At 44.9% G+C, this 18,276-nt stretch carries 23 protein-coding genes; 14 read left to right on the forward strand and 9 right to left on the reverse strand.

Going from position 1 to position 18,276, the window contains the following annotated elements; all coding sequences use genetic code 11:
* Window positions 1-22: 22 nt before the first annotated feature.
* A complete protein-coding gene (locus ACP2WE_RS06880) occupies window positions 23-892 on the reverse strand; it encodes a DUF3120 domain-containing protein (protein ID WP_425214846.1) in 870 nt (289 codons plus the stop codon).
* Window positions 893-1,125: 233 nt separating this feature from the next.
* On the opposite strand from ACP2WE_RS06880, the gene ACP2WE_RS06885 reads away from it, so the two are divergent.
* Window positions 1,126-2,358, forward strand: a complete 1,233-nt coding sequence (locus tag ACP2WE_RS06885) for a lipid-A-disaccharide synthase-related protein (RefSeq protein ID WP_425214847.1) — start codon at window positions 1,126-1,128, stop codon at window positions 2,356-2,358.
* A gap of 76 nt (window positions 2,359-2,434) precedes the next feature.
* Here ACP2WE_RS06885 and psbO read toward each other — a convergent pair whose 3' ends face one another.
* Window positions 2,435-3,268 carry a photosystem II manganese-stabilizing polypeptide gene (psbO, locus tag ACP2WE_RS06890; RefSeq protein WP_425214848.1) on the reverse strand — a complete coding sequence of 278 codons (834 nt, stop codon included), beginning with the start codon at window positions 3,266-3,268 and terminating at the stop codon, window positions 2,435-2,437.
* Between the two features lie 149 nt (window positions 3,269-3,417).
* Here psbO and ACP2WE_RS06895 point away from each other — a divergent pair, with 149 nt between their 5' ends.
* Window positions 3,418-3,798: a hypothetical protein gene (locus ACP2WE_RS06895; protein WP_425214849.1), complete on the forward strand. Its 381-nt coding sequence runs from the start codon at window positions 3,418-3,420 to the stop codon at window positions 3,796-3,798.
* A 16-nt stretch (window positions 3,799-3,814) separates the two neighbouring features.
* Here the strand turns inward: ACP2WE_RS06895 and aat are convergent, their stop codons facing one another.
* Window positions 3,815-4,402 (reverse strand): leucyl/phenylalanyl-tRNA--protein transferase, encoded by a 588-nt coding sequence (gene aat, locus ACP2WE_RS06900; RefSeq protein ID WP_425214850.1) that lies wholly within the window; start codon window positions 4,400-4,402, stop codon window positions 3,815-3,817.
* A 546-nt stretch (window positions 4,403-4,948) separates the two neighbouring features.
* Here aat and nagA point away from each other — a divergent pair.
* A complete protein-coding gene (gene nagA / locus ACP2WE_RS06905; protein ID WP_425214851.1) occupies window positions 4,949-6,037 on the forward strand; it encodes an N-acetylglucosamine-6-phosphate deacetylase in 1,089 nt (362 codons plus the stop codon).
* Here nagA and accD read toward each other — a convergent pair.
* The 4 genes from accD to ACP2WE_RS06925 form a co-directional block, all read right to left on the reverse strand.
* Window positions 5,952-6,980, reverse strand: a complete 1,029-nt coding sequence (gene accD / locus ACP2WE_RS06910) for an acetyl-CoA carboxylase, carboxyltransferase subunit beta (RefSeq protein ID WP_425214852.1) — start codon at window positions 6,978-6,980, stop codon at window positions 5,952-5,954. The genes nagA and accD overlap by 86 nt on opposite strands.
* A 256-nt stretch (window positions 6,981-7,236) precedes the next feature.
* On the reverse strand, window positions 7,237-9,096 hold the full coding sequence (gene dnaK / locus ACP2WE_RS06915) for a molecular chaperone DnaK (RefSeq protein ID WP_425214853.1): 1,860 nt from the start codon (window positions 9,094-9,096) through the stop codon (window positions 7,237-7,239).
* Between the two features lie 145 nt (window positions 9,097-9,241).
* Window positions 9,242-10,003: a nucleotide exchange factor GrpE gene (grpE, locus tag ACP2WE_RS06920; protein ID WP_425214854.1), complete on the reverse strand. Its 762-nt coding sequence runs from the start codon at window positions 10,001-10,003 to the stop codon at window positions 9,242-9,244.
* A gap of 87 nt (window positions 10,004-10,090) precedes the next feature.
* Window positions 10,091-10,387 carry a (2Fe-2S) ferredoxin domain-containing protein gene (locus tag ACP2WE_RS06925; RefSeq protein ID WP_425214855.1) on the reverse strand — a complete coding sequence of 99 codons (297 nt, stop codon included), beginning with the start codon at window positions 10,385-10,387 and terminating at the stop codon, window positions 10,091-10,093.
* Window positions 10,388-10,663: 276 nt separating this feature from the next.
* Between ACP2WE_RS06925 and ACP2WE_RS06930 the strand changes: the two genes are divergently transcribed.
* Window positions 10,664-11,500, forward strand: a complete 837-nt coding sequence (locus ACP2WE_RS06930; protein ID WP_425214856.1) for a universal stress protein — start codon at window positions 10,664-10,666, stop codon at window positions 11,498-11,500.
* Between the two features lie 165 nt (window positions 11,501-11,665).
* Here ACP2WE_RS06930 and accB read toward each other — a convergent pair whose 3' ends face one another.
* Window positions 11,666-12,142: an acetyl-CoA carboxylase biotin carboxyl carrier protein gene (accB, locus tag ACP2WE_RS06935; RefSeq protein WP_425214857.1), complete on the reverse strand. Its 477-nt coding sequence runs from the start codon at window positions 12,140-12,142 to the stop codon at window positions 11,666-11,668.
* Window positions 12,143-12,703, reverse strand: a complete 561-nt coding sequence (gene efp / locus ACP2WE_RS06940) for an elongation factor P (protein ID WP_425214858.1) — start codon at window positions 12,701-12,703, stop codon at window positions 12,143-12,145.
* A gap of 424 nt (window positions 12,704-13,127) precedes the next feature.
* On the opposite strand from efp, the gene rplC reads away from it, so the two are divergent.
* The 10 genes from rplC to rpsQ all read left to right on the forward strand — a co-directional run bounded on the left by rplC (window position 13,128) and on the right by rpsQ (window position 18,231).
* Window positions 13,128-13,769 (forward strand): 50S ribosomal protein L3, encoded by a 642-nt coding sequence (rplC, locus tag ACP2WE_RS06945; RefSeq protein WP_425214859.1) that lies wholly within the window; start codon window positions 13,128-13,130, stop codon window positions 13,767-13,769.
* Between the two features lie 52 nt (window positions 13,770-13,821).
* Complete coding sequence (gene rplD / locus ACP2WE_RS06950; RefSeq protein WP_425214860.1) at window positions 13,822-14,454, forward strand: 50S ribosomal protein L4; 633 nt, start codon at window positions 13,822-13,824, stop codon at window positions 14,452-14,454.
* Between the two features lie 45 nt (window positions 14,455-14,499).
* A complete protein-coding gene (locus ACP2WE_RS06955; RefSeq protein ID WP_425214861.1) occupies window positions 14,500-14,814 on the forward strand; it encodes a 50S ribosomal protein L23 in 315 nt (104 codons plus the stop codon).
* A 115-nt stretch (window positions 14,815-14,929) separates the two neighbouring features.
* Window positions 14,930-15,793, forward strand: a complete 864-nt coding sequence (gene rplB, locus ACP2WE_RS06960; protein WP_425214862.1) for a 50S ribosomal protein L2 — start codon at window positions 14,930-14,932, stop codon at window positions 15,791-15,793.
* Window positions 15,794-15,840: 47 nt separating this feature from the next.
* Window positions 15,841-16,119 carry a 30S ribosomal protein S19 gene (gene rpsS, locus ACP2WE_RS06965; RefSeq protein ID WP_330483033.1) on the forward strand — a complete coding sequence of 93 codons (279 nt, stop codon included), beginning with the start codon at window positions 15,841-15,843 and terminating at the stop codon, window positions 16,117-16,119.
* Between the two features lie 6 nt (window positions 16,120-16,125).
* Window positions 16,126-16,482 (forward strand): 50S ribosomal protein L22, encoded by a 357-nt coding sequence (gene rplV / locus ACP2WE_RS06970; protein ID WP_425214863.1) that lies wholly within the window; start codon window positions 16,126-16,128, stop codon window positions 16,480-16,482.
* A 2-nt stretch (window positions 16,483-16,484) separates the two neighbouring features.
* A complete protein-coding gene (gene rpsC / locus ACP2WE_RS06975; RefSeq protein WP_425214864.1) occupies window positions 16,485-17,231 on the forward strand; it encodes a 30S ribosomal protein S3 in 747 nt (248 codons plus the stop codon).
* Window positions 17,232-17,290: 59 nt separating this feature from the next.
* On the forward strand, window positions 17,291-17,704 hold the full coding sequence (gene rplP, locus ACP2WE_RS06980; protein WP_330483036.1) for a 50S ribosomal protein L16: 414 nt from the start codon (window positions 17,291-17,293) through the stop codon (window positions 17,702-17,704).
* 4 nt (window positions 17,705-17,708) lie between these two features.
* Entirely contained in the window at window positions 17,709-17,912 is a 204-nt protein-coding gene (gene rpmC, locus ACP2WE_RS06985) for a 50S ribosomal protein L29 (RefSeq protein ID WP_330483037.1), read from the forward strand.
* A gap of 67 nt (window positions 17,913-17,979) precedes the next feature.
* Entirely contained in the window at window positions 17,980-18,231 is a 252-nt protein-coding gene (gene rpsQ, locus ACP2WE_RS06990; protein WP_425214865.1) for a 30S ribosomal protein S17, read from the forward strand.
* Window positions 18,232-18,276 lie beyond the last annotated feature (45 nt).

Raw genomic sequence — 18,276 nt, forward strand, 5'->3', positions numbered from 1 at the left:
AACCGATTGAGTTTATTTATAACTAAGCGAAATATGCCAAGAACGCAAAGAGCAGATCGACAAAAATAGTACCAAATACAGCACCCGCAAATGCCCAATAGCAAACCTGCTTGGAACGCATGGCGCGACTACCTAACAAGAGTAAAACCGCTGCCAAGCCAAGTGCCCAACCCATGCCCCAACTTGTTTGTACTTGAGATAAGGCACTTTGAAAAATTGATTGCACCTGTGCGGGGTCGGTCTCGACCTGCATAATCGCCCGCCAATGGGGAAACAAGTTAACCAGATAGAAATATAGATCGGTGACACCCGTGCCAAAAAGCGAACCGATATAAAACCAGCCGCCAATGCGATATTGCGATTGATTGGGTGTTTGACTGACTGCCCAAATTGCCCAAGGCAAGGCGATCGCTTCGATGGGTAAATGCCAAGAAGGTTCCGATCGCAGCCATCCCCAATAGATTGCGCCGCAAAACCAAGTAAGACTAAAGCCCCATAGCAAACTACCCCATAGTTGATTTTTGGGATTTTCTCGCAGTTGGCGACTAATCGATAACCAGCCCACCGTCAGCACAATACTCAACCAAGGTGCAAAACGCACGAGGGGAGCTTCAAAAAAGACGGGTGCAGATACCAAAAAAACAGTTGCCAGCCAAGCCTTCCAATGCAGCGATCGCGAACTTTGCGATCGGGGCTGAGCGAGCGTCGATGCGGGCGGGAAGGGAAGTAAAGGCAAACCGTCAGTGGTTACCCCCGTCAGTGAGGACAAAGAAGCACTGGACAAGTTGATGCTTTCTTCGGGTAAAAGATGCTCTCTAACCTGTTCGGGCTTTTTTTCCTCCTCTGGGAATGCCTCTTCTAAAGCATTTGTGCCAGTGGTATATAAAAACAAATTTTGTTTAAAGTTATATTTATTATTAATCCTTAATATACTAGCAAACGCGATCTTGGTGAAGCGAGGTCAGTTGACAGTTATCAGTTGGCAGTTAAGCTATCTATGAGGAATATCCATAACTGAAAAAATCCATTTGCAATCGATCGCGAACAAAGGACAATAAAAAATTCACCGAAAATTTAGTAAAAGAATTGGCAACAAATGCCTGACAACGGACAAATTGGCTATCCATGACAAAAAGAGTGTTATTTCTCAGTAATGGGCATGGAGAAGATCTAAATGCCAGCTTAGTTTTAAAAGCCTTTCAGCAAAAATACCCAGAGGTTGAAGTTGCGGCTTTGCCAATTGTGGGAGAGGGGAATTCCTATCTTCGTCTTGATGTCCCTATTATTGCGCCGACGCGATCGCTGCCCTCTGGGGGGTTTGTCTATATGGACAATCGTAAATTACTTTCTGACCTGCGATCGGGTTTGCTAGGGCTAACTTGGCAACAAATTCAAGCCGCGCGTGCCTATGGTCGTACTTGCGATCTGATCTTTGCCGCTGGCGATATTGTGCCTTTGGCGATCGCTCGTCTCACGGGTTGCCCCTATGCTGCCTTTATCGTGTCGTCGTCGAGCTATTACGAAAATCGCGTCAGTTTGCCTTTTTTGACCATGCAATTGCTGCGATCTCGTCAATGCCAAGTCATCTTCACCCGAGACGCCTTTAGCGCCCAACAGCTAAATCAGCGGGGTATTTCCAAAGCCCTATTTGCTGGCTATCCCATCATGGATGTGCTTGAGCCCACGGGCAAAAATTTAGGACTAGTGCCGCAATTGCCGACGATCGCTTTATTGCCTGGTAGTCGCTTACCCGAATCTGTCCGTAATTTTGGCTTGTTATTAGATCTGGCGATTGAAATTTCCCGTGAATTTGCACCTCATTCCGTACAGTTTCAAGCTGCCTTGACGCCAAACATGATGTTACCCCAGCAAGGAGTTGAGTCGAATCGAGTAGAGGCATGTTCACCTTTACAAACCGTAGCATTACAGAAAGGCTGGCAATATCAAGAAAATGGACGGCTCTACCATGCCCAACAGGATGCGATCGTCAACTGCCACTGCGATGCATTTGCCACAATTCTGCAAAAATCCGATCTCGTAATTGGGATGGCTGGCACTGCCGTCGAGCAGGCTGTGGGATTGGGTAAACCTGTAATTCAAATCGTGGGGGAAGGGCCTCAGTTTACCTATCGGTTTGCAGAGGCTCAGATGCGCTTGTTGGGGCGATCGGTGCAGACGATTGGCAAAGCACCAGCGACATCTCAAGACTTGATAGAAACAGCTAAACAGGTCAAACAGACTTTAGGGAACGCTGAATACTTACAACAATGTATCCAGAATGGGTTGGAACGGGTTGGCGATCCAGGTGGCTCGGCTCAAATTGCTGAGATGTTTGCCCACCAGCTCGGAATTGCATAAAAATGCTCCCGCCTGTTACATCGATAGTTTCAAGGCAGGAGCAATTAAGTTTAAAAAAGCTTACGAAAAAGCAAAACTAGCTGATATTTGCGTAAAAGATGCCACGGATAATGACTTCTTTGGCTTCGATCGCGCCTAAATCTGTACCAGAAAATTGTTCGCACTCAAATGTGCCAGCAATTTCACCAGTTTCGCTGTTGAGTTTGGCAATTTGGAGAGAAATTTTTCCTTTAGAAGTCCTGTCATCTTTTGTGCTCTTAGAATAGCTATCGCGTTTACCAGGTAGTGCTTCAGCAGCATCATAACCAATAGCAAGACCGCGACCTTTAGGATCGATAAAGTTCGCACCACGATAGGTAGGTACGTCTGTTTCACCCTCAAAGTCAGTAGAGGTACTAATTCCAGTAAAACCTGGGCGAGTAGTTGCTGTGAAACCTTTAATCGAGAACAAAATTGCCACTCTCTCACCACCAGGCATTTGCACGGTGATGGGCTGGTAGTCCATGCCCTCTTTTTCTGTTAAAGTCAAGCTGCCGTCATCGTTGAGCTTAACCTCTGCCTTGACATAGTCAAGACTAGAAGTTGCGCGAGTCATCAACTTAGCTGCGACAAACTCAGCCTCTTTGCGCTTATTATTAGATTCCTCTTTAACAAAAAATGAGGTTGGCTGTAAACACATATTGGTGATCTGCACGCTTCCACCCTTGGGGATTGGAATAATGCTACGACTGCGCGAACTGCTGAAAACATCTGGACAAGTATTTGCCAGACCAGTTCCTCTAATCTGATCGTAGGTCAGGGGAAGATTAGTGCCGGCGATCGCACCATCTGTAAACACGATCCCTGAAACGAAAGTTGCTAAGCTGATACACAAAGCTAAAATCACTTTAGTAAAAGTGCGAAACCTCATAAATAACCTCTTGTTTAACCCGTAAGTAAAACTGAAATAAATCATTGATATAAGTTATTGTCGCTTTAAACTGACCCTAGCGTTAAGCGTACAAAAACTTTACTGCAAAATTCCATTCATCATATTACCGTGCAATTGAGGGTACTTGCTTGGAGCAAACGAAAAAGCAAAATCAAGAGGTCGTTAAAAGTGACTCTGGAGAACTAGAGGCGATCGCCGATCGAATCAAATCCTTGGCTCAAAAGCATGAGGGGAATGCCGTTCAACTTTTAGAGATTTTGCGGGTTCTAGAAAGTTTACATAGTCAGATCTGTAATGACTTATTTCAACCCGCCATGCCCGATAGCCGCCATGCTCTGTTCGATCTGCTCAGAAACATCGAAGCCAATGGCGGTTGGCCTTATATTTATCGAATAAAACTCAAGGATTTACTGCAAAACCTAGAGGCTTCAGATCTAGCAAATCTGCAATTCGTCCCAAAGATACCAGAGCAGGTGGATGCTTTAGGTAAAGATCCAAGTGGCAAATAATAGTTCCTGAGGGGACTCAAAGCATGGAGCAATTTTGGCGCAGGGCAACCTGTAAAAGCTGTTGGTACTGCTCGTCATCAATTTCATAGGCACCAAACCGCTCTAGATGAGGATTCATCATTTGAGCGTCAAATAAAACAAAACCCCGCGATCGCAAATGTTCGACCAACTTGACCATGGCAACTTTTGAGCCTTCGGGAATGCGATAAAACATCGACTCGCCGATAAAGGCTCCCGCGATCGCAATGCCTAAAATCCCCCCTGCCAACTGCTCCCCCTGCCAAGTCTCAAAGCTATAGGCAAAGCCTGCTTGGTTGAGATCGTGGTAGATCTGCTTGAGTTCGGTGGAAATCCAAGTGGTATGGCGATCGGCGCATCCCTCAACTACGCGATCGAAGGCAGTATTAATTTTTACTTCAAACCAATTTTGATTAATCGCGCGCCGCAGAGATTTTGGACAATGAAAGCGCTGGTCGAGGGGAATCAATGTGCGGTGATCGGTGTAGTACCATTCCAAAGGCTCCCCCTCACACTCTGCCATGAGAAAGTGACCTTGTGCGTAGCCATCAATAATGTTGTGAATACTGAGCCTATCGACAGGCATGTATAAGTCCTAGCTAAACTACAGAGTCATGACATTATTCTAAATGTAAGTCAATGATGCAGCCAGAATTGCTTGCTTTAATTTAGAGCTAATTTAGAACAATTTGTGAGGGTTTCAGCATATTTTTGGCTTTTGAATTACAAAGAAATCATGAAGAAAGCTAGGTTGAAATTTAACCCAAAAAAGAAAGATGTAGCAGATTGAGATAACGAGTTAAAAACTCTAGACTCAAGTGCTACACCTTTCTGAAGTTGATTATTAAATTTGCTTTTATATTCAGAACCTTTATATTCGCTGGTTCCGTTTGATGAGTATTATTGTGCCTGAAGTTGCTAAAAAATGGGGATCGCTTAATAATTTCTTTGTATTGTTAGCCACAGAATATTTAGTTAACAAGAATAAGTACTGAAAGCATGTAAATCTTTCCTTCGCTTTTCTTACATATATTATCCAAAGTAATTCATTCCAGCCTAAGACCTTACGAAGGGTAGTGATTTTGTTGCATATTTCAATCTCCACATATTTCCATAGGATGAACGGAACTGAATGCTAAGCAATCCTGAGACTAAAATTCCTGCGAATTCAGAAATTATTTGCTACTCCCAAGGAGGGTGCGATCTACAAATTAATGGGGCATTGGGTGTAGCCTTTAACGATCTAAGTCGTGGAAATGCCTATAAACTGCCTGAAATTTGTAGCTATCTCTGGCAGCAAGGTGTCGATGAGTTTTTACCCACTTTAGTGACTACCTCTCTTGAAAAGGTTCATGAATCACTTGGGATCGTTGCTGAGGCTATGGGGAGCGCTTGGCAAGGAGAAAACAGTGCCAAAATTTTGGGCGTACATCTTGAGGGCCCTTTTCTAAACCCTGATAAGCGAGGTGCTCATCCCAGAGAATATTTGCGATCGCTCAACATCCCGCAGATCGAGCAGGTTTTGGGTGATTATGGCGCGATCGTCAAACTAATGACCCTTGCGCCAGAGCTAGATCCCGAGCAAAAGGTAATTCCATTTTTACGCGATCGGGGCATTATTGTCAGCCTGGGGCATTCTTGTGCCACAGCGCTGCAAGCAAGACAAGCTTTTGCCCAAGGTGCAACCGCGATTACCCACGCTTTTAATGCCATGCCGCCGCTCCATCACCGCGAACCTGGACTGTTAGGGGAGGCTCTACTCAATCCTAACGTTTGGTGTGGTCTGATTGCCGATGGTGTCCATGTCCATCCCCAAATGGTGGAGATGGTCTATCGCGTTAAATCCGATCCCCCTAACTATTCCACAGAAGACACGAACAATCCATCGTCACTTTTTCTCGTTAGTGATGCTTTGGCTCCTTTGGGCTTACCTGATGGCAAATACCCTTGGGATCGACGCGAGATCGCAGTAAAAGCAGGAACTGCTCGCCTAGAGGACGGCACACTATCGGGTACGACCGTACCCTTACTAGATTGCGTTAAAAATTTGGTGCGTTGGGGCATCTGCAACCCACAACAGGCGATCGCACTTGCGACAGAATCACCCCGTCGAGCACTTCAGCGATCGCCCAGTTCTAGGAACGACTTGGCACAGGCACATTCTCATCCTCTAGCTTGGTATTGGCAGAAGAATGGTGATTTAGCTTGGTATCGCTGCTAGAAACCTTAGGACTAGAAACGGAAACGGTGGGATTTGTGTGGCTTTGCTCCAAATTATCCTTAACGGCATGTAATCGTAGAATCATTGCCAAAGTAGACTTAAGCCGCGTACGGGGTATGACGGAATCTACAAACCCATGACCGAGTAAATACTCAGCCGATTGAAAATCATCAGGAATTTTTTGTTTGAGCGTTTGTTCGATTACGCGCCTACCCGTAAACCCGATCATTGCCTTGGGTTCAGCCAAAATAATATCGCCTAACATGGCAAAACTAGCAGTTACACCACCTGTGGTGGGATTGGTTAAAACAGGGATGTACAGAAGGTTATCCCGACGATGGCGTTCTAGTGCTGCAGAAGTTTTAGCCATCTGCATCAAACTGAGAATGCCCTCCTGCATTCTTGCTCCACCTGACGCACAGAATAAAATAACTGGCAAGCGTTTTTGGGTAGCTGATTCAATTAAACGAGTAATTTTTTCACCCACAGCAGACCCCATGCTGCCCCCCATAAACCGAAAGTCCATAATCGCTAGTGCGGTTGGATTTCCTTCAATACTGCCGATCCCTGTAACTACCCCTTCTTCTAAGCCAGTTTTTTGCTTGTATTCTTTGAGGCGATCGCTGTAGGGTTTGCGATCGCGAAATTCTAAAGGATCGCATGAGGACAATTGAGCGTCGATCTCTACCCAAGAGCCAACATCTACTAACTGAGCGATGCGATCGGGCGCACTGACTTGGTTATGATGTCCGCATTCAGGACATACCATTAAGTTGGTCCGTAAATCCTTGATATATGTAAGGACACTGCAAGAACTACATTTATGCCAAAGTCCATCGGGAATTTCACGTTCCTGATATTGAGGTGTTGAATTTTTAACCTCACGACGATGTACCTCATTGGCACGCGATCGCGTCTCAGCAAACCAATCAAATAGTGACATAGGGCTTAAAGCAATTAATAGGCGCAATTGACTCAGACAGATATCAGACAAATAGGCATTAAGACCTACTACAAGCCCAAGTATGTTGTCATCATATCATCACATTAGAAGCAAGCTAACTGTAAGCTTATTCCTATAGCTTGGCAGTCTTGATTTTTATATCTAAGAACGAGTAAGTCTCTATTCAAAGATATCCTGTTTTGCAGCCTATTATCGTTTAAGGTCAAATCACCTAGCAATGCCGCGATCGCTCAAATTATGAAAGCTCGTCGGCACCTTTTTGCTTGACCCGCTCAACCTGCGAGTATTTCTCCACAGCTTGGGTGATTTCAAACAAAGATTGCTGTAGCGGCTTGATCGTCGCCTGCATTTCCTCCAGTTCTATGTTGTCTTGTTCGATTAAACTGCGGAGTTTCGTCACATTATTTTGCGTTGGCTCCCGCAGACTCTGGGAAATAACCGTGGGACCATTGTCCTTGAGAATTTCTTCCACCGTACGAATAAGGTTTGAAGCTTGGTTTCGCATATTTGCGATCTCTTTGCGGGCAGAGTCCTCATCCGCATAAACCTCAGCCTCCATGCGCATTCTCTCGATTTCACTGGGACTCAAACCACCAGTATTGGTAATACTAATGCCCTGTTCGACAGCGGTATCAGCATCTCTAGCCGCGACTTTAAGAATGCCATTTGCGTCAATATCAAAAGAAACTTCAATTTGAGGAATACCTCTAGGTGCGGGACGAATACCCTCTAATTCAAATCGCCCAAGACTTTTATTGTCTCTAGCCATAGCCCGTTCGCCCTGTAAAACGTGAATTTCCACCACAGATTGGTTATCTACAGCCGTTGAGAAAATTTGTGACTTGCTGGTCGGAATTGTGGTGTTGCGATCTAGAATTTTCGTAAATACTTCGCCCTGTGTTTCCAACCCTATGGATAGAGGAATGACATCCAGTAACAGCAAGTCTTTGACTTCGCCGCCCAGAATCCCAGCTTGAATCGCTGCACCAACTGCCACAGCTTCATCTGGATTAACAGATTGGTCGGGTTTTCTGCCATCAAAAAATTTGCTAATGGCTTCTTGGACGGCTGGAATGCGTGTAGAGCCACCCACTAAGATAATTTTTTGGATTTCTTTAGGGACGACACCTGCATCTTTGAGGGCTTGCGCAGTAGGCTCTAGGGTCGATTTAACCAAGCTTGCAGTAAGTTGATCGAACTGAGCGCGACTAAAGTCCAATTCAATTGTCTTGGGACCCGTAGCATCACTGGCAATAAAAGGCAAGCTAATCAGCGTACTTGGGGCAGTAGATAATTCAATCTTGGCTTTTTCAGCCGCTTCTCTCACCCGTTGCAGTGCCGTTTTATCTTCGTTAAGGTCAATGCCTTCTTTTTCTTTAAAATCTCCGATGATCCAATTCACAACCGCAGCATCAAAATCATCGCCACCTAAGTGATTATTGCCTGAAGTTGCTTTAACTTCAAAGATGCCATCCCCAAGTTGCAGCACCGAGACGTCAAAGGTTCCTCCACCTAAGTCAAACACCAAAACGGTTTGGTCTTGATCTTGCTTATCTAAGCCATAGGCAAGTGCCGCTGCTGTTGGTTCGTTGACAATCCGCAATACTTGTAGACCCGCAATCAGCCCCGCGTCTTTAGTCGCTTGCCGTTGTGCATCCGTAAAGTAAGCAGGTACTGTAATTACAGCTTGCTCGACGGGCTCGCCTAAATAGTTTTCAGCATCTTGCTTCAGCTTTTGCAAAATCATGGCTGAAACTTCTTGGGGGGTGTACTCCTTGTCAGCGATCGCTACATTGACCGTATCATCTTTTCCTTTAACCGCTGTATAAGATACGCGCTTCCGCTCATCCTCCGTTTCATCCCAACGTCTACCAATAAAACGCTTAATACTAAAGATAGTATTTGTAGAGTTGGTAACAGCTTGACGCTTTGCTACCTGCCCAACAATGCGTTCGGCACCATCCTTAAGAAACCCAACGATACTTGGAGTAGTGCGCCCACCTTCGGCACTAGATATGACTACAGGTTTGCCACCCTCCAAAACAGAGACGCAACTATTTGTAGTACCGAGGTCAATTCCAATTACTTTTGACATAATCGCCAGTCCTGCTAGAGCCTTTTCAAGAGTTTAGCTTACCCAGTTATGCTTTGTAGTGTTCAATTCAGCAACAACTACTGTTGTCATTAAACAACTACTGTTGTCATTAATTATGTAAAAAAATTACAGTTTTCTATCAAAATCAACTATTTGACTCAGCCTGCTCTGATTGCTCTTCTTCAGATCCAGCGCTAGACCCTGTATCTGTGGAAGGTTCTAAACCAGAAGATACTTTTACCAAGGTATGGCGAAGTACTCGATCGCCCAAAAGATACCCTGGACGTAGCTCATCCATCACAATACCTTCACTGTATTCAGGAGATGGACTCTGCGCGATCGCTTCATGAAAGTTGGGATCGAATTCCTGACCGACAACATCCATGCGCAACAGACCAGCCTCTTTGAGACACTTTAGTAACTGCTTGTAGACAGATTGATAGCTCTTATGAATGAGCGCTTCTGCATCAGTTTTAGGATTGATTTGCAGCTGTGCTCTCTCAAAATCATCGACTACAGGCAAAAACTTTTTGAGTATCTTAGCATTTATCTTATCTTCAGTTTCTTCTTTCTCTCGCTCTGTGCGCTTGCGAAAATTTTCAAAGTCTGCATATAGGCGAGTATATTGGCTGCTGCGCTCTTCAAACTGACGCTTGAGCGTAATGATCTCCGACATCAGTCCGTCTATTTTCTCAGCGCTGGCATCAGCTTGTTTTTTTTCTTTCGTAGCATTGTTTGCAGTGGCATTATTTGAAGCCTCAGTTGCGTCAGTTTTAGCTGGGCTAGCTGCTTCTTTATGCTCAGATCGTTCTTCTTTTTCAGCCAGTTGATTTAAGGAGGCTTCTAGATCGAGTTCATCATCTACTAACTCGTCTAAATCGGGGAGTTGATTTTCTTCGTCAATCATTGTGTTAACACTATTTGCGCTTCACAGTTTGGTGTTTTAGCTTAGCAATTATTATAGGAATTAGATAGAAATTAGAAAAACAAATTTCTAAGGCAGAAATTGCGAAGGATTGGGATGCAATCGCGGGTGCATCATTGTACAAAGAGGTTGGTCATTCAGCAGGTGCTTTTCAACCAGTTGAGCTACTTCTTTAGGTTGTACATGCCAATAGTAGATGTTATCGGGTAAGACAACAACTATTGGACCTGAACCACACAATCCCAAACAGCCACAAGCCGACACCGTAACATTGGGAATTGGCTCAGCTTGAAAAACCTTTAGCACGTTGGCTGAACCATCCTTTTTACAGGTACGGTACTGACAGACGAGGACTTGTCTTTGCAATCGGTTTTACTCCCAGATTTCCCAGTCTTCCCAGGGTAGATAGCTTACCTAATTCCTATCTTAATCTAAAGACTGCGATCGGAAATTCACGGAGCCATCATATAAAAATGTACCGAGGGCTGTATCACTTTAAAAAAGAAACTATAAATCCTAAAACTCCCTTAATTTACCTAGAAGATAACAATTTTAAGATTCCCAACATTTTGTCTGCATCCACCCTTAAGTGAGATTTACTCAAAGAATAGGAAATAATAATTTTTTGGGGCTAAGAATAAAATGTTTGAGCAAATTTTATTGGCAGTAGATGGATCGGGGCGATCGCGTGAAATGATGAATATGCTGCTGGCACTTCCCAGTATGCAGCGTACCCAAGTTACGGTATTACATGTCATTCCAGTCTCTGCGAGTTCTGAAGGGTTGACAGAATATCGTCTGGCAGGGGAAAGAATTGTAGACAAAGAAACCAAGAGCTTGAGACTAAACCCAGCGAATACTTCTGTAGCGATCTTAAAAGAGGGAGATCCCAAGGATATTGTTTGTAAGGTTGCAGATGAGCTAAAACCTTCGATGTTAATCATGGGATCGAGGGGCATGGGTCGATTGCAAGCAATATTAGCCAATTCTGTGAGCCAATATGTGTTTCAACTTGCCGCTATACCTATGCTTTTGATTAAAGATGATGTATATATCAAAACGATCAGAAGCGTTATGGTTGCGATAGACAGTTCAACCTCGTCTAGAGATAGCCTAGATTTTGCAGTTAAATTGGTGGAAGGAGCAGAAGACATCGAAATTTTCTTAACGAGGGTGTTTAAGAAAAAAGATGACGCCACTGCTGAATCTGACCCGATGCTATCAGAAGCGATCGCCAAATTAAAAAGGATGAATATTCCCTATCGCACTTTTTTACGTGCAGGCGATCCTGGTAAAGAAATCTGCAAGGCTGCGGAAGAAAGCAATGCCAGTTTATTGGTGCTAGCCTCTCCCGATCGTCGCCCATCGATCGCTCGAAGTTTACCCGATCTCGATCGCCTGCTTGGTACATCTGTATCTGATTACGTTCGGGTTCATGTTGGTTGTCCTGTTTTACTAACTCGTCCTCAAGAGGAGTAATCAAGATGTCAATGTAGATTGCATTCTTGACTTTTTGTAGATTTTCTTCTATTCGCAGAAAAAACGCATAAAGAAGGGGTCGGATAAATCTGACCCCTTCTTTATTTCTACATCAAAGGCACTCATCTATTCGTAAATTCTTTACCAAAGATTGGGAGGTCTTCGCTATACCAGCTCGACGCGCATCAAAACCTGTCCGTACTCGACAGGTTGCGCATTCTCAACCAAGATTTCAGCAATTCGCCCAGAAACTTCTGTTTCTATTTCATTCATTAGCTTCATCGCTTCGATAATGCAAACGGTTTGCCCCTTACGCACATTATCTCCACCTTCGACAAAGGGAGCTTCATCAGGAGCGGGCGAACGATAGAACGTTCCAACCATGGGTGAAACGACATCGGCTAATTTCTTAGCTGGAATGGCATCGACAATTGGACTAGATGCAACAGGAACGGGCTCATAGGTTGATGAGGTCTCAAAAGCACCTGTCGGTGGCGATAAAGAAGGCATTACCGCAATCGGCTTGGTATCGCTCTTGCGAATATTCAAGCGTAGATCGCCAGATTCTAAAGTCAGTTCTGTAATATCAGTCTGATTTAGAATCGTGATCAGTTCCCGTAGTTGCTCCAAGCTAAATTCCACCTAATTCTCTCGCCCCAGATATGAGTCATCACGAGTGTCGATCTTAATGCGATCGCCAATATTTACAAACAAAGGCACCATAATTTGTGCGCCTGTTTCGACAATTGCAGGTTTGGTGCCACCGGTCGCTGTATCACCACGCAGACCTGGATCTGTTTCAGTTACTTCAAGAGCTACCGTATTTGGCAGTTCCACATCGATGACTTGGTTGCCCCAACGCACCACATTGACTTCCATGCCCTCTTTGATGTACTTGACACGAGAGCCAATTTGCTCGGCACTTAATATAGCTTCCTCGTAGGTAGCCATATCCATAAATACTAAATTTGCCCCATCCTTATAAGTATGTTGCACTGTGCTTTTCTCAAGCACCGCCTGCGGAACGCTCTCACCTGCACGAAATGTCTTTTCTAACACGCTGCCAGTTTGAGCATTCTTTAGTTTAGTGCGTACAAAAGCTGAGCCTTTACCAGGCTTGACGTGTAAAAATTCAATAACACGCCAAACGCCTCCGTCAAGCTCGATCGTTACGCCAGTTCGAAAATCGTTGCTGGAAATCATTGTTAATAGATTAATAGCCAAGGCTAATTCTAGCGTAGAGATGTAACATCTGAGACAACGTAACCCCTTGACATTTTTCTTTTCTGCAAAACTCTACCAAAACATCCTGAAGGGCAAGGTTTTAGCGGGGGGCAAGGAAAATACAAAGAAATTAGTGAAATGCTATAGACAATCTGTATTGTCTTAAGGTAGGATTGTTAACTGTGACTAAAAAAAGGAAACTGAGCAGCTAAGTTCAGGGTTTAACTTGAAAAATCAAGCGTCTTAAGTCCTGTCACAATTTAGGGTTGGCAAATGCTTCTATCCCTAACAAAAGCTTGAGTGTCTGAAACTTCAATCAACGTTTCGATAGTTCTATCAGCGTTTTTAAATAGTTCATCAGAGTTCTCTCAATACCTTCACTTAGAAGCAAGGGAGTTTATCCATGTCTGTCGGAATTCTCGGCACAAAGCTTGGCATGACCCAAGTGTTTGACCAAGAGGGTAATGCTGTGCCAGTTACCATTGTTCAAGCTGGTCCCTGTACCATTACTCAGATCAAAACTGAGACCAAAGAGGGCTATCAAGCCATCCAACTTGGTTTTGGTACTACTCGTGAAAAGCTATTGACTAAACCAGAGCTAGGACACCTAAAAAGGTCTGAAAGCTCTCCAGTTAAGCATTTAAGAGAATATCTTGTCTCCGATCCAAGCATTTATGCATTGGGGCAGAAGCTTGATGTCAGTCAGTTTACTGAAGGTCAAGAGATCGATGTAGTTGGTACAGGAATTGGAAAAGGCTTTGCTGGGTATCAAAAACGGCATAACTTTAAGCGTGGTCCTATGGCACACGGTTCTAAGAATCACCGACAACCTGGTTCTACCGGTGCGGGTACAACACCTGGTCGTGTTTATCCTGGCAAACGGATGGCAGGTAGATTAGGGGGCAAGCGCATTACCACCAAAAAGCTGATTTTGTTCCAAATTGACGTTGAACGAAACCTACTGTTAATCAAAGGAACTGTACCTGGTAAGCCAGGAGCATTAGTAAGTATTTCACCCGCCAAAGTCATTGGTAACGCCAAATAGTGAATTGGACAAGACGGTTAGGTTGAAAGGTAATAAGAAAAGAGAAGAAGTTATGCCTGCAGTGCAAGATTGGAAAGGAAATCAAGTTGGTGAGGTCAGCCTTGAGCTTAGCGTCGCCAAAGAGTCTAGCGCCTCAGATATTGTGCATCGTGCGCTAATTCGACAATTAAATAATGCTCGGCAAGGTACGGCTTGCACAAAGACCCGTGCTGAAGTTAGAGGTGGTGGTCGCAAGCCTTGGAAACAAAAAGGTACAGGTCGTGCTAGAGCAGGTTCGAGTCGTTCTCCGCTATGGCGTGGCGGCGGCGTAATTTTTGGCCCTAAGCCAAGAGATTTCAACCTCAAAATGAACCGTAAGGAAAGACGTTTGGCATTGCGGACAGCGCTTGTGAGTCGTTTGGCAGACATCATTGTGGTTGAAGATTTTACCGCTAACCTGCCACAACCAAAGACAAAGGAGTTAGTCCAAGCCCTAAACCGCTGGGGAGTAGCCTCTGAGCAAAAGGTGTTACTGATTGTCGATCAAAAACAAGAAGTAGTGACGCTATCAGCTCGTAATATTCCTTCGGTCACTCTTCTTGCTGCCGATCAGCTAAATGTGTTTGACATTATCAATGCCAAAAAATTAGTGATTACATCTGCTGCCATAGAAAAAATCCATGCTGTGTATGGAAAATCTGCCTAGTCAGTAGATAGCTAGTCGTCAATAAAGAAGTAGAGGAAAGAAGAAATGGCTAAGATCCCAACAGAATTTGATGCTCGCCGACTACCTGACATTATTCGCCGCCCCTTGGTAAATGAAAAGGCTACTCGGATGTTAGAGCTTAATAAGTACACCTTTGAAGTAGTTAAAAATGCTACAAAGCCCGAAGTAAAGGCTGCGATTGAAAGTTTGTTTTCTGTCAAAGTCACCAAAGTTAATACGCACCTATTACCTGCTAGCACACGTCGGGTTGGTAAGTTCGCTGGAAAGCGATCGCAGTACAAACGAGCCATTGTTACTCTTGCTGCCAATGACAAGATTGACTTGTTCCCCGAAGTCTAGCCCCTTCAATTTTAGATATTAAGTTTAGATCGATTTCTCAAGCCTAAACTTTCTATTCAATTCTGGAAATCTTCCAAACGCTGATTAAAAATATTGACCCGATAAATCAAAAACTATGGGCATTCGCGTATACAAACCATACACAGCAGGTACAAGACAGCTAACTGTCTCTGACTTTGCCGAAATCACGAAATCAGAGCCTGAGAAGTCTCTTACTACCTACGTCCATCGTAAAAGAGGACGTAATAACCGTGGTGTAATTACGAGTCGCAGACGTGGCGGCGGTCACAAGCGACTCTATCGCATCATTGACTTCAAGCGTGACAAACGCAATATCCCTGCAAAAGTCACAGCGATCGAATACGATCCAAACCGCAATTCACGGATTGCTTTACTTGCCTATCGTGATGGCGAAAAGCGCTACATCCTTCATCCTAAGGGGCTTGAGGTTGGTGCGATCGTTCAAGCAGGTGAATCTTCTCCTCTAGAAGTTGGGAACGCTCTACCTTTGCACAGCATTCCTCTAGGTACTGTTGTACATAATGTGGAGTTGACTCCTGGTAAAGGTGGTCAGATGGTACGCTCGGCTGGAGCTGGTGCTCAAATTGCTGCAAAAGAAGGCAATTTTGTCACACTTAAGCTGCCCTCTGGTGAAGTTCGCATGGTACGCAGAGAATGCTATGCCACCATTGGACAGATTGGCAACTCTGACCATAGCAACCTCAGTATGGGTAAGGCTGGTCGCAATCGTTGGAATAATCGTCGCCCAATGGTCAGAGGTTCGGTCATGAACCCTGTCGATCACCCCCATGGAGGTGGTGAAGGTTGCGCTCCTATCGGTCGTAGCGGTCCTGTAACTCCTTGGGGCAAACCTGCTCTTGGATATAAAACTCGTAAGAAGAAAAAACTAAGTAGTGCGCTGATTGTGCGCCGCCGTCGTAAGTCTTCCAAGCGTGGTAAAGGTGGACGCAACTCCTAGATTTCTAGACATTTGATTTGAAAAAGCCTGAGTAAAAGATAAAAGTTATGCCGCGATCGTTGAAAAAAGGTCCTTTTGTAGCCGACCACCTCCTGACAAAAATAGAAAACCTGAACGCTAAAGGCGACAAACAGGTAATCAAAACTTGGTCTCGTGCCTCCACGATTCTGCCTCAAATGATCGGACATACTATTGCCGTACACAACGGTAAGCAACATGTACCCGTTTATGTGACTGAGCAAATGGTAGGACATAAGCTAGGGGAGTTTGCACCCACCCGCACATTTAGAGGTCACGCCAAGAGTGACAAAAAGGCAAAGAGGTAGATAGAGATGATTCTTGATATAGACGAAACCCCAGCTACAGCTAAGTACATTCGGATGTCACCATTCAAGGTGCGTCGAGTACTCGATCAAATTCGTGGGCGTAGCTACCGCGAAGCCTTGATGGTTCTAGAGTTTATGCCCTATCGTGCCTGCGAACCTATCACCAAAGTACTACGTTCTGCCGTAGCAAATGCCGAACATAATGCTGGTCAAGATCCCGCCACCCTCATGGTTAACCAAGCCTATGCAGATATGGGACCAAGCCTAAAGCGGTTCAGACCTAGAGCGCAAGGGCGTGCCTATCAAATCCGTAAGCCAACTTGTCACATCACCATAACCGTTAGACCAATGGAGGAAAAATAATCATGGGTCAGAAGATTCACCCCACTGGTCTGCGCCTTGGTATTACCCAACCACACCTATCTCGTTGGTTCGCCGATCCAAATCGTTACCCTACGCTGATTGCTGAAGATTATCAGATTCGCTCGTATATCGAGAAGACCTTAAACAACGCTGGGATTGCTGACATCTTGATCGATCGCAAAGCCGATCAAGTCGATCTAGAAATTCGTACCGCTCGCCCGGGTGTTGTCGTTGGTCGTGGCGGTTCTGGTATCGAACAGTTGCGTCAAGGATTAGTGAAACATCTCACACAAGCAGGTTCGCTGGCAAAGTCTGGTACAAGTCAAATCCGCATTAATGTCGTCGAGGTTGCTCGCGTAGATGCAGAAGCACCTTTAATTGCTGAGTATATTGCCCAACAGATCGAACGCCGCGTTTCTTTCCGTCGGGTTGTACGTCAAGCGATTCAACGGGCACAACGAGCTGGCGTAGAAGGAATTAAAGTGCAAATCGGCGGTCGCTTAAACGGCGCTGAAATTGCCAGAACTGAATGGGTGAGAGAGGGAAGAGTTCCTTTGCACACATTGAGAGCTGACATTGACTATTCCTACAAGACTGCCCAAACCATTTATGGCGTTATCGGCATTAAGGTTTGGATCTTCAAAGGCGAGATTATTTCTGGTGAAGAAGTAGCTCCTCCTCCTAGTCAACCGAGACGTCGGCAACAACGCCGCCCTCAGTTTGAAGATCGGTCAGGTACCGACAGTTAAATTGAGCTTTGAGAAGTTCTCTTTAACCCTAATGAAAAGTGTAACAAGCTGAAAATACTATGTTGAGTCCCCGACGCACAAAATTCCGTAAACAGCAAAGAGGTCGTATGTCTGGTCCAGCTACCAGAGGTGCGGAGCTAAATTTTGGTGACTTTGCGATGCAAGCTCTTGAGCCTGCTTGGATTACCTCTCGCCAAATCGAAGCTGGAAGACGGGCGATGAACCGTTATATCAAAAGAGGTGGCAAAATCTGGATTCGCGTTTTTCCCGATAAGCCAGTCACCATGCGCCCAGCTGAAACCCGTATGGGTTCTGGGAAGGGCGCTCCAGAATTCTGGGTAGCTGTGGTTAAGCCAGGTCGTATCATGTTTGAGGTTGCAGGTGTAACCGAAGATATTGCGAAGGAAGCGATTCGACTTGCTGCTGCCAAAATGCCCATTAAAACCCGATTTATCAAGCGAGAGAAGGAGTAAATCTATGGCACTCCCTAAAGTCCAGTCTGCAAGAGAGCTATCTGACGAAGAGTTGCAATCTCAAATTTTATCTGTCAAGAAAGAGTTATTTACCTTAAGGCTCAAATCTGCGACAAGGCAACCCGTCAAGCCTCATGAATTTGGTCATGCTAAACACCGCCTTGCTCAGCTAATGACTGTAGAGCGTGAACGGCAGTCAAGGGCATAGCACGTCAAGGTTTGTAGTATTCGAGTAATTAGCACAGGCTTAGTTTATAGAGGTTAGATATAGAGGTATGGCAGTTAAAGAAAAAGTTGGTCTGGTTGTAAGCGACAAGATGGAAAAGACAGTGGTAGTGGCGGTTGAAAATCGCTCTGCCCATCCCAAGTACGGCAAGATTGTCGTGAACACAAAGCGGTTTAAGGCACATGATGCTGAAAACAAGTGTCAGGAAGGCGATCGCGTTCGTATTCGTGAAACTCGTCCTCTCAGTCGTACCAAACGCTGGGAGATCGTTGAGATTCTCACCTCTATCTCAGATGCATAAGCCCGAATACACAAGCCCAAATATAGAAGCTTGATCGCACAGACG

This window comes from Tumidithrix helvetica PCC 7403, assembly GCF_965232925.1.
Lineage (GTDB): Bacteria > Cyanobacteriota > Cyanobacteriia > Pseudanabaenales > Pseudanabaenaceae > Tumidithrix > Tumidithrix helvetica.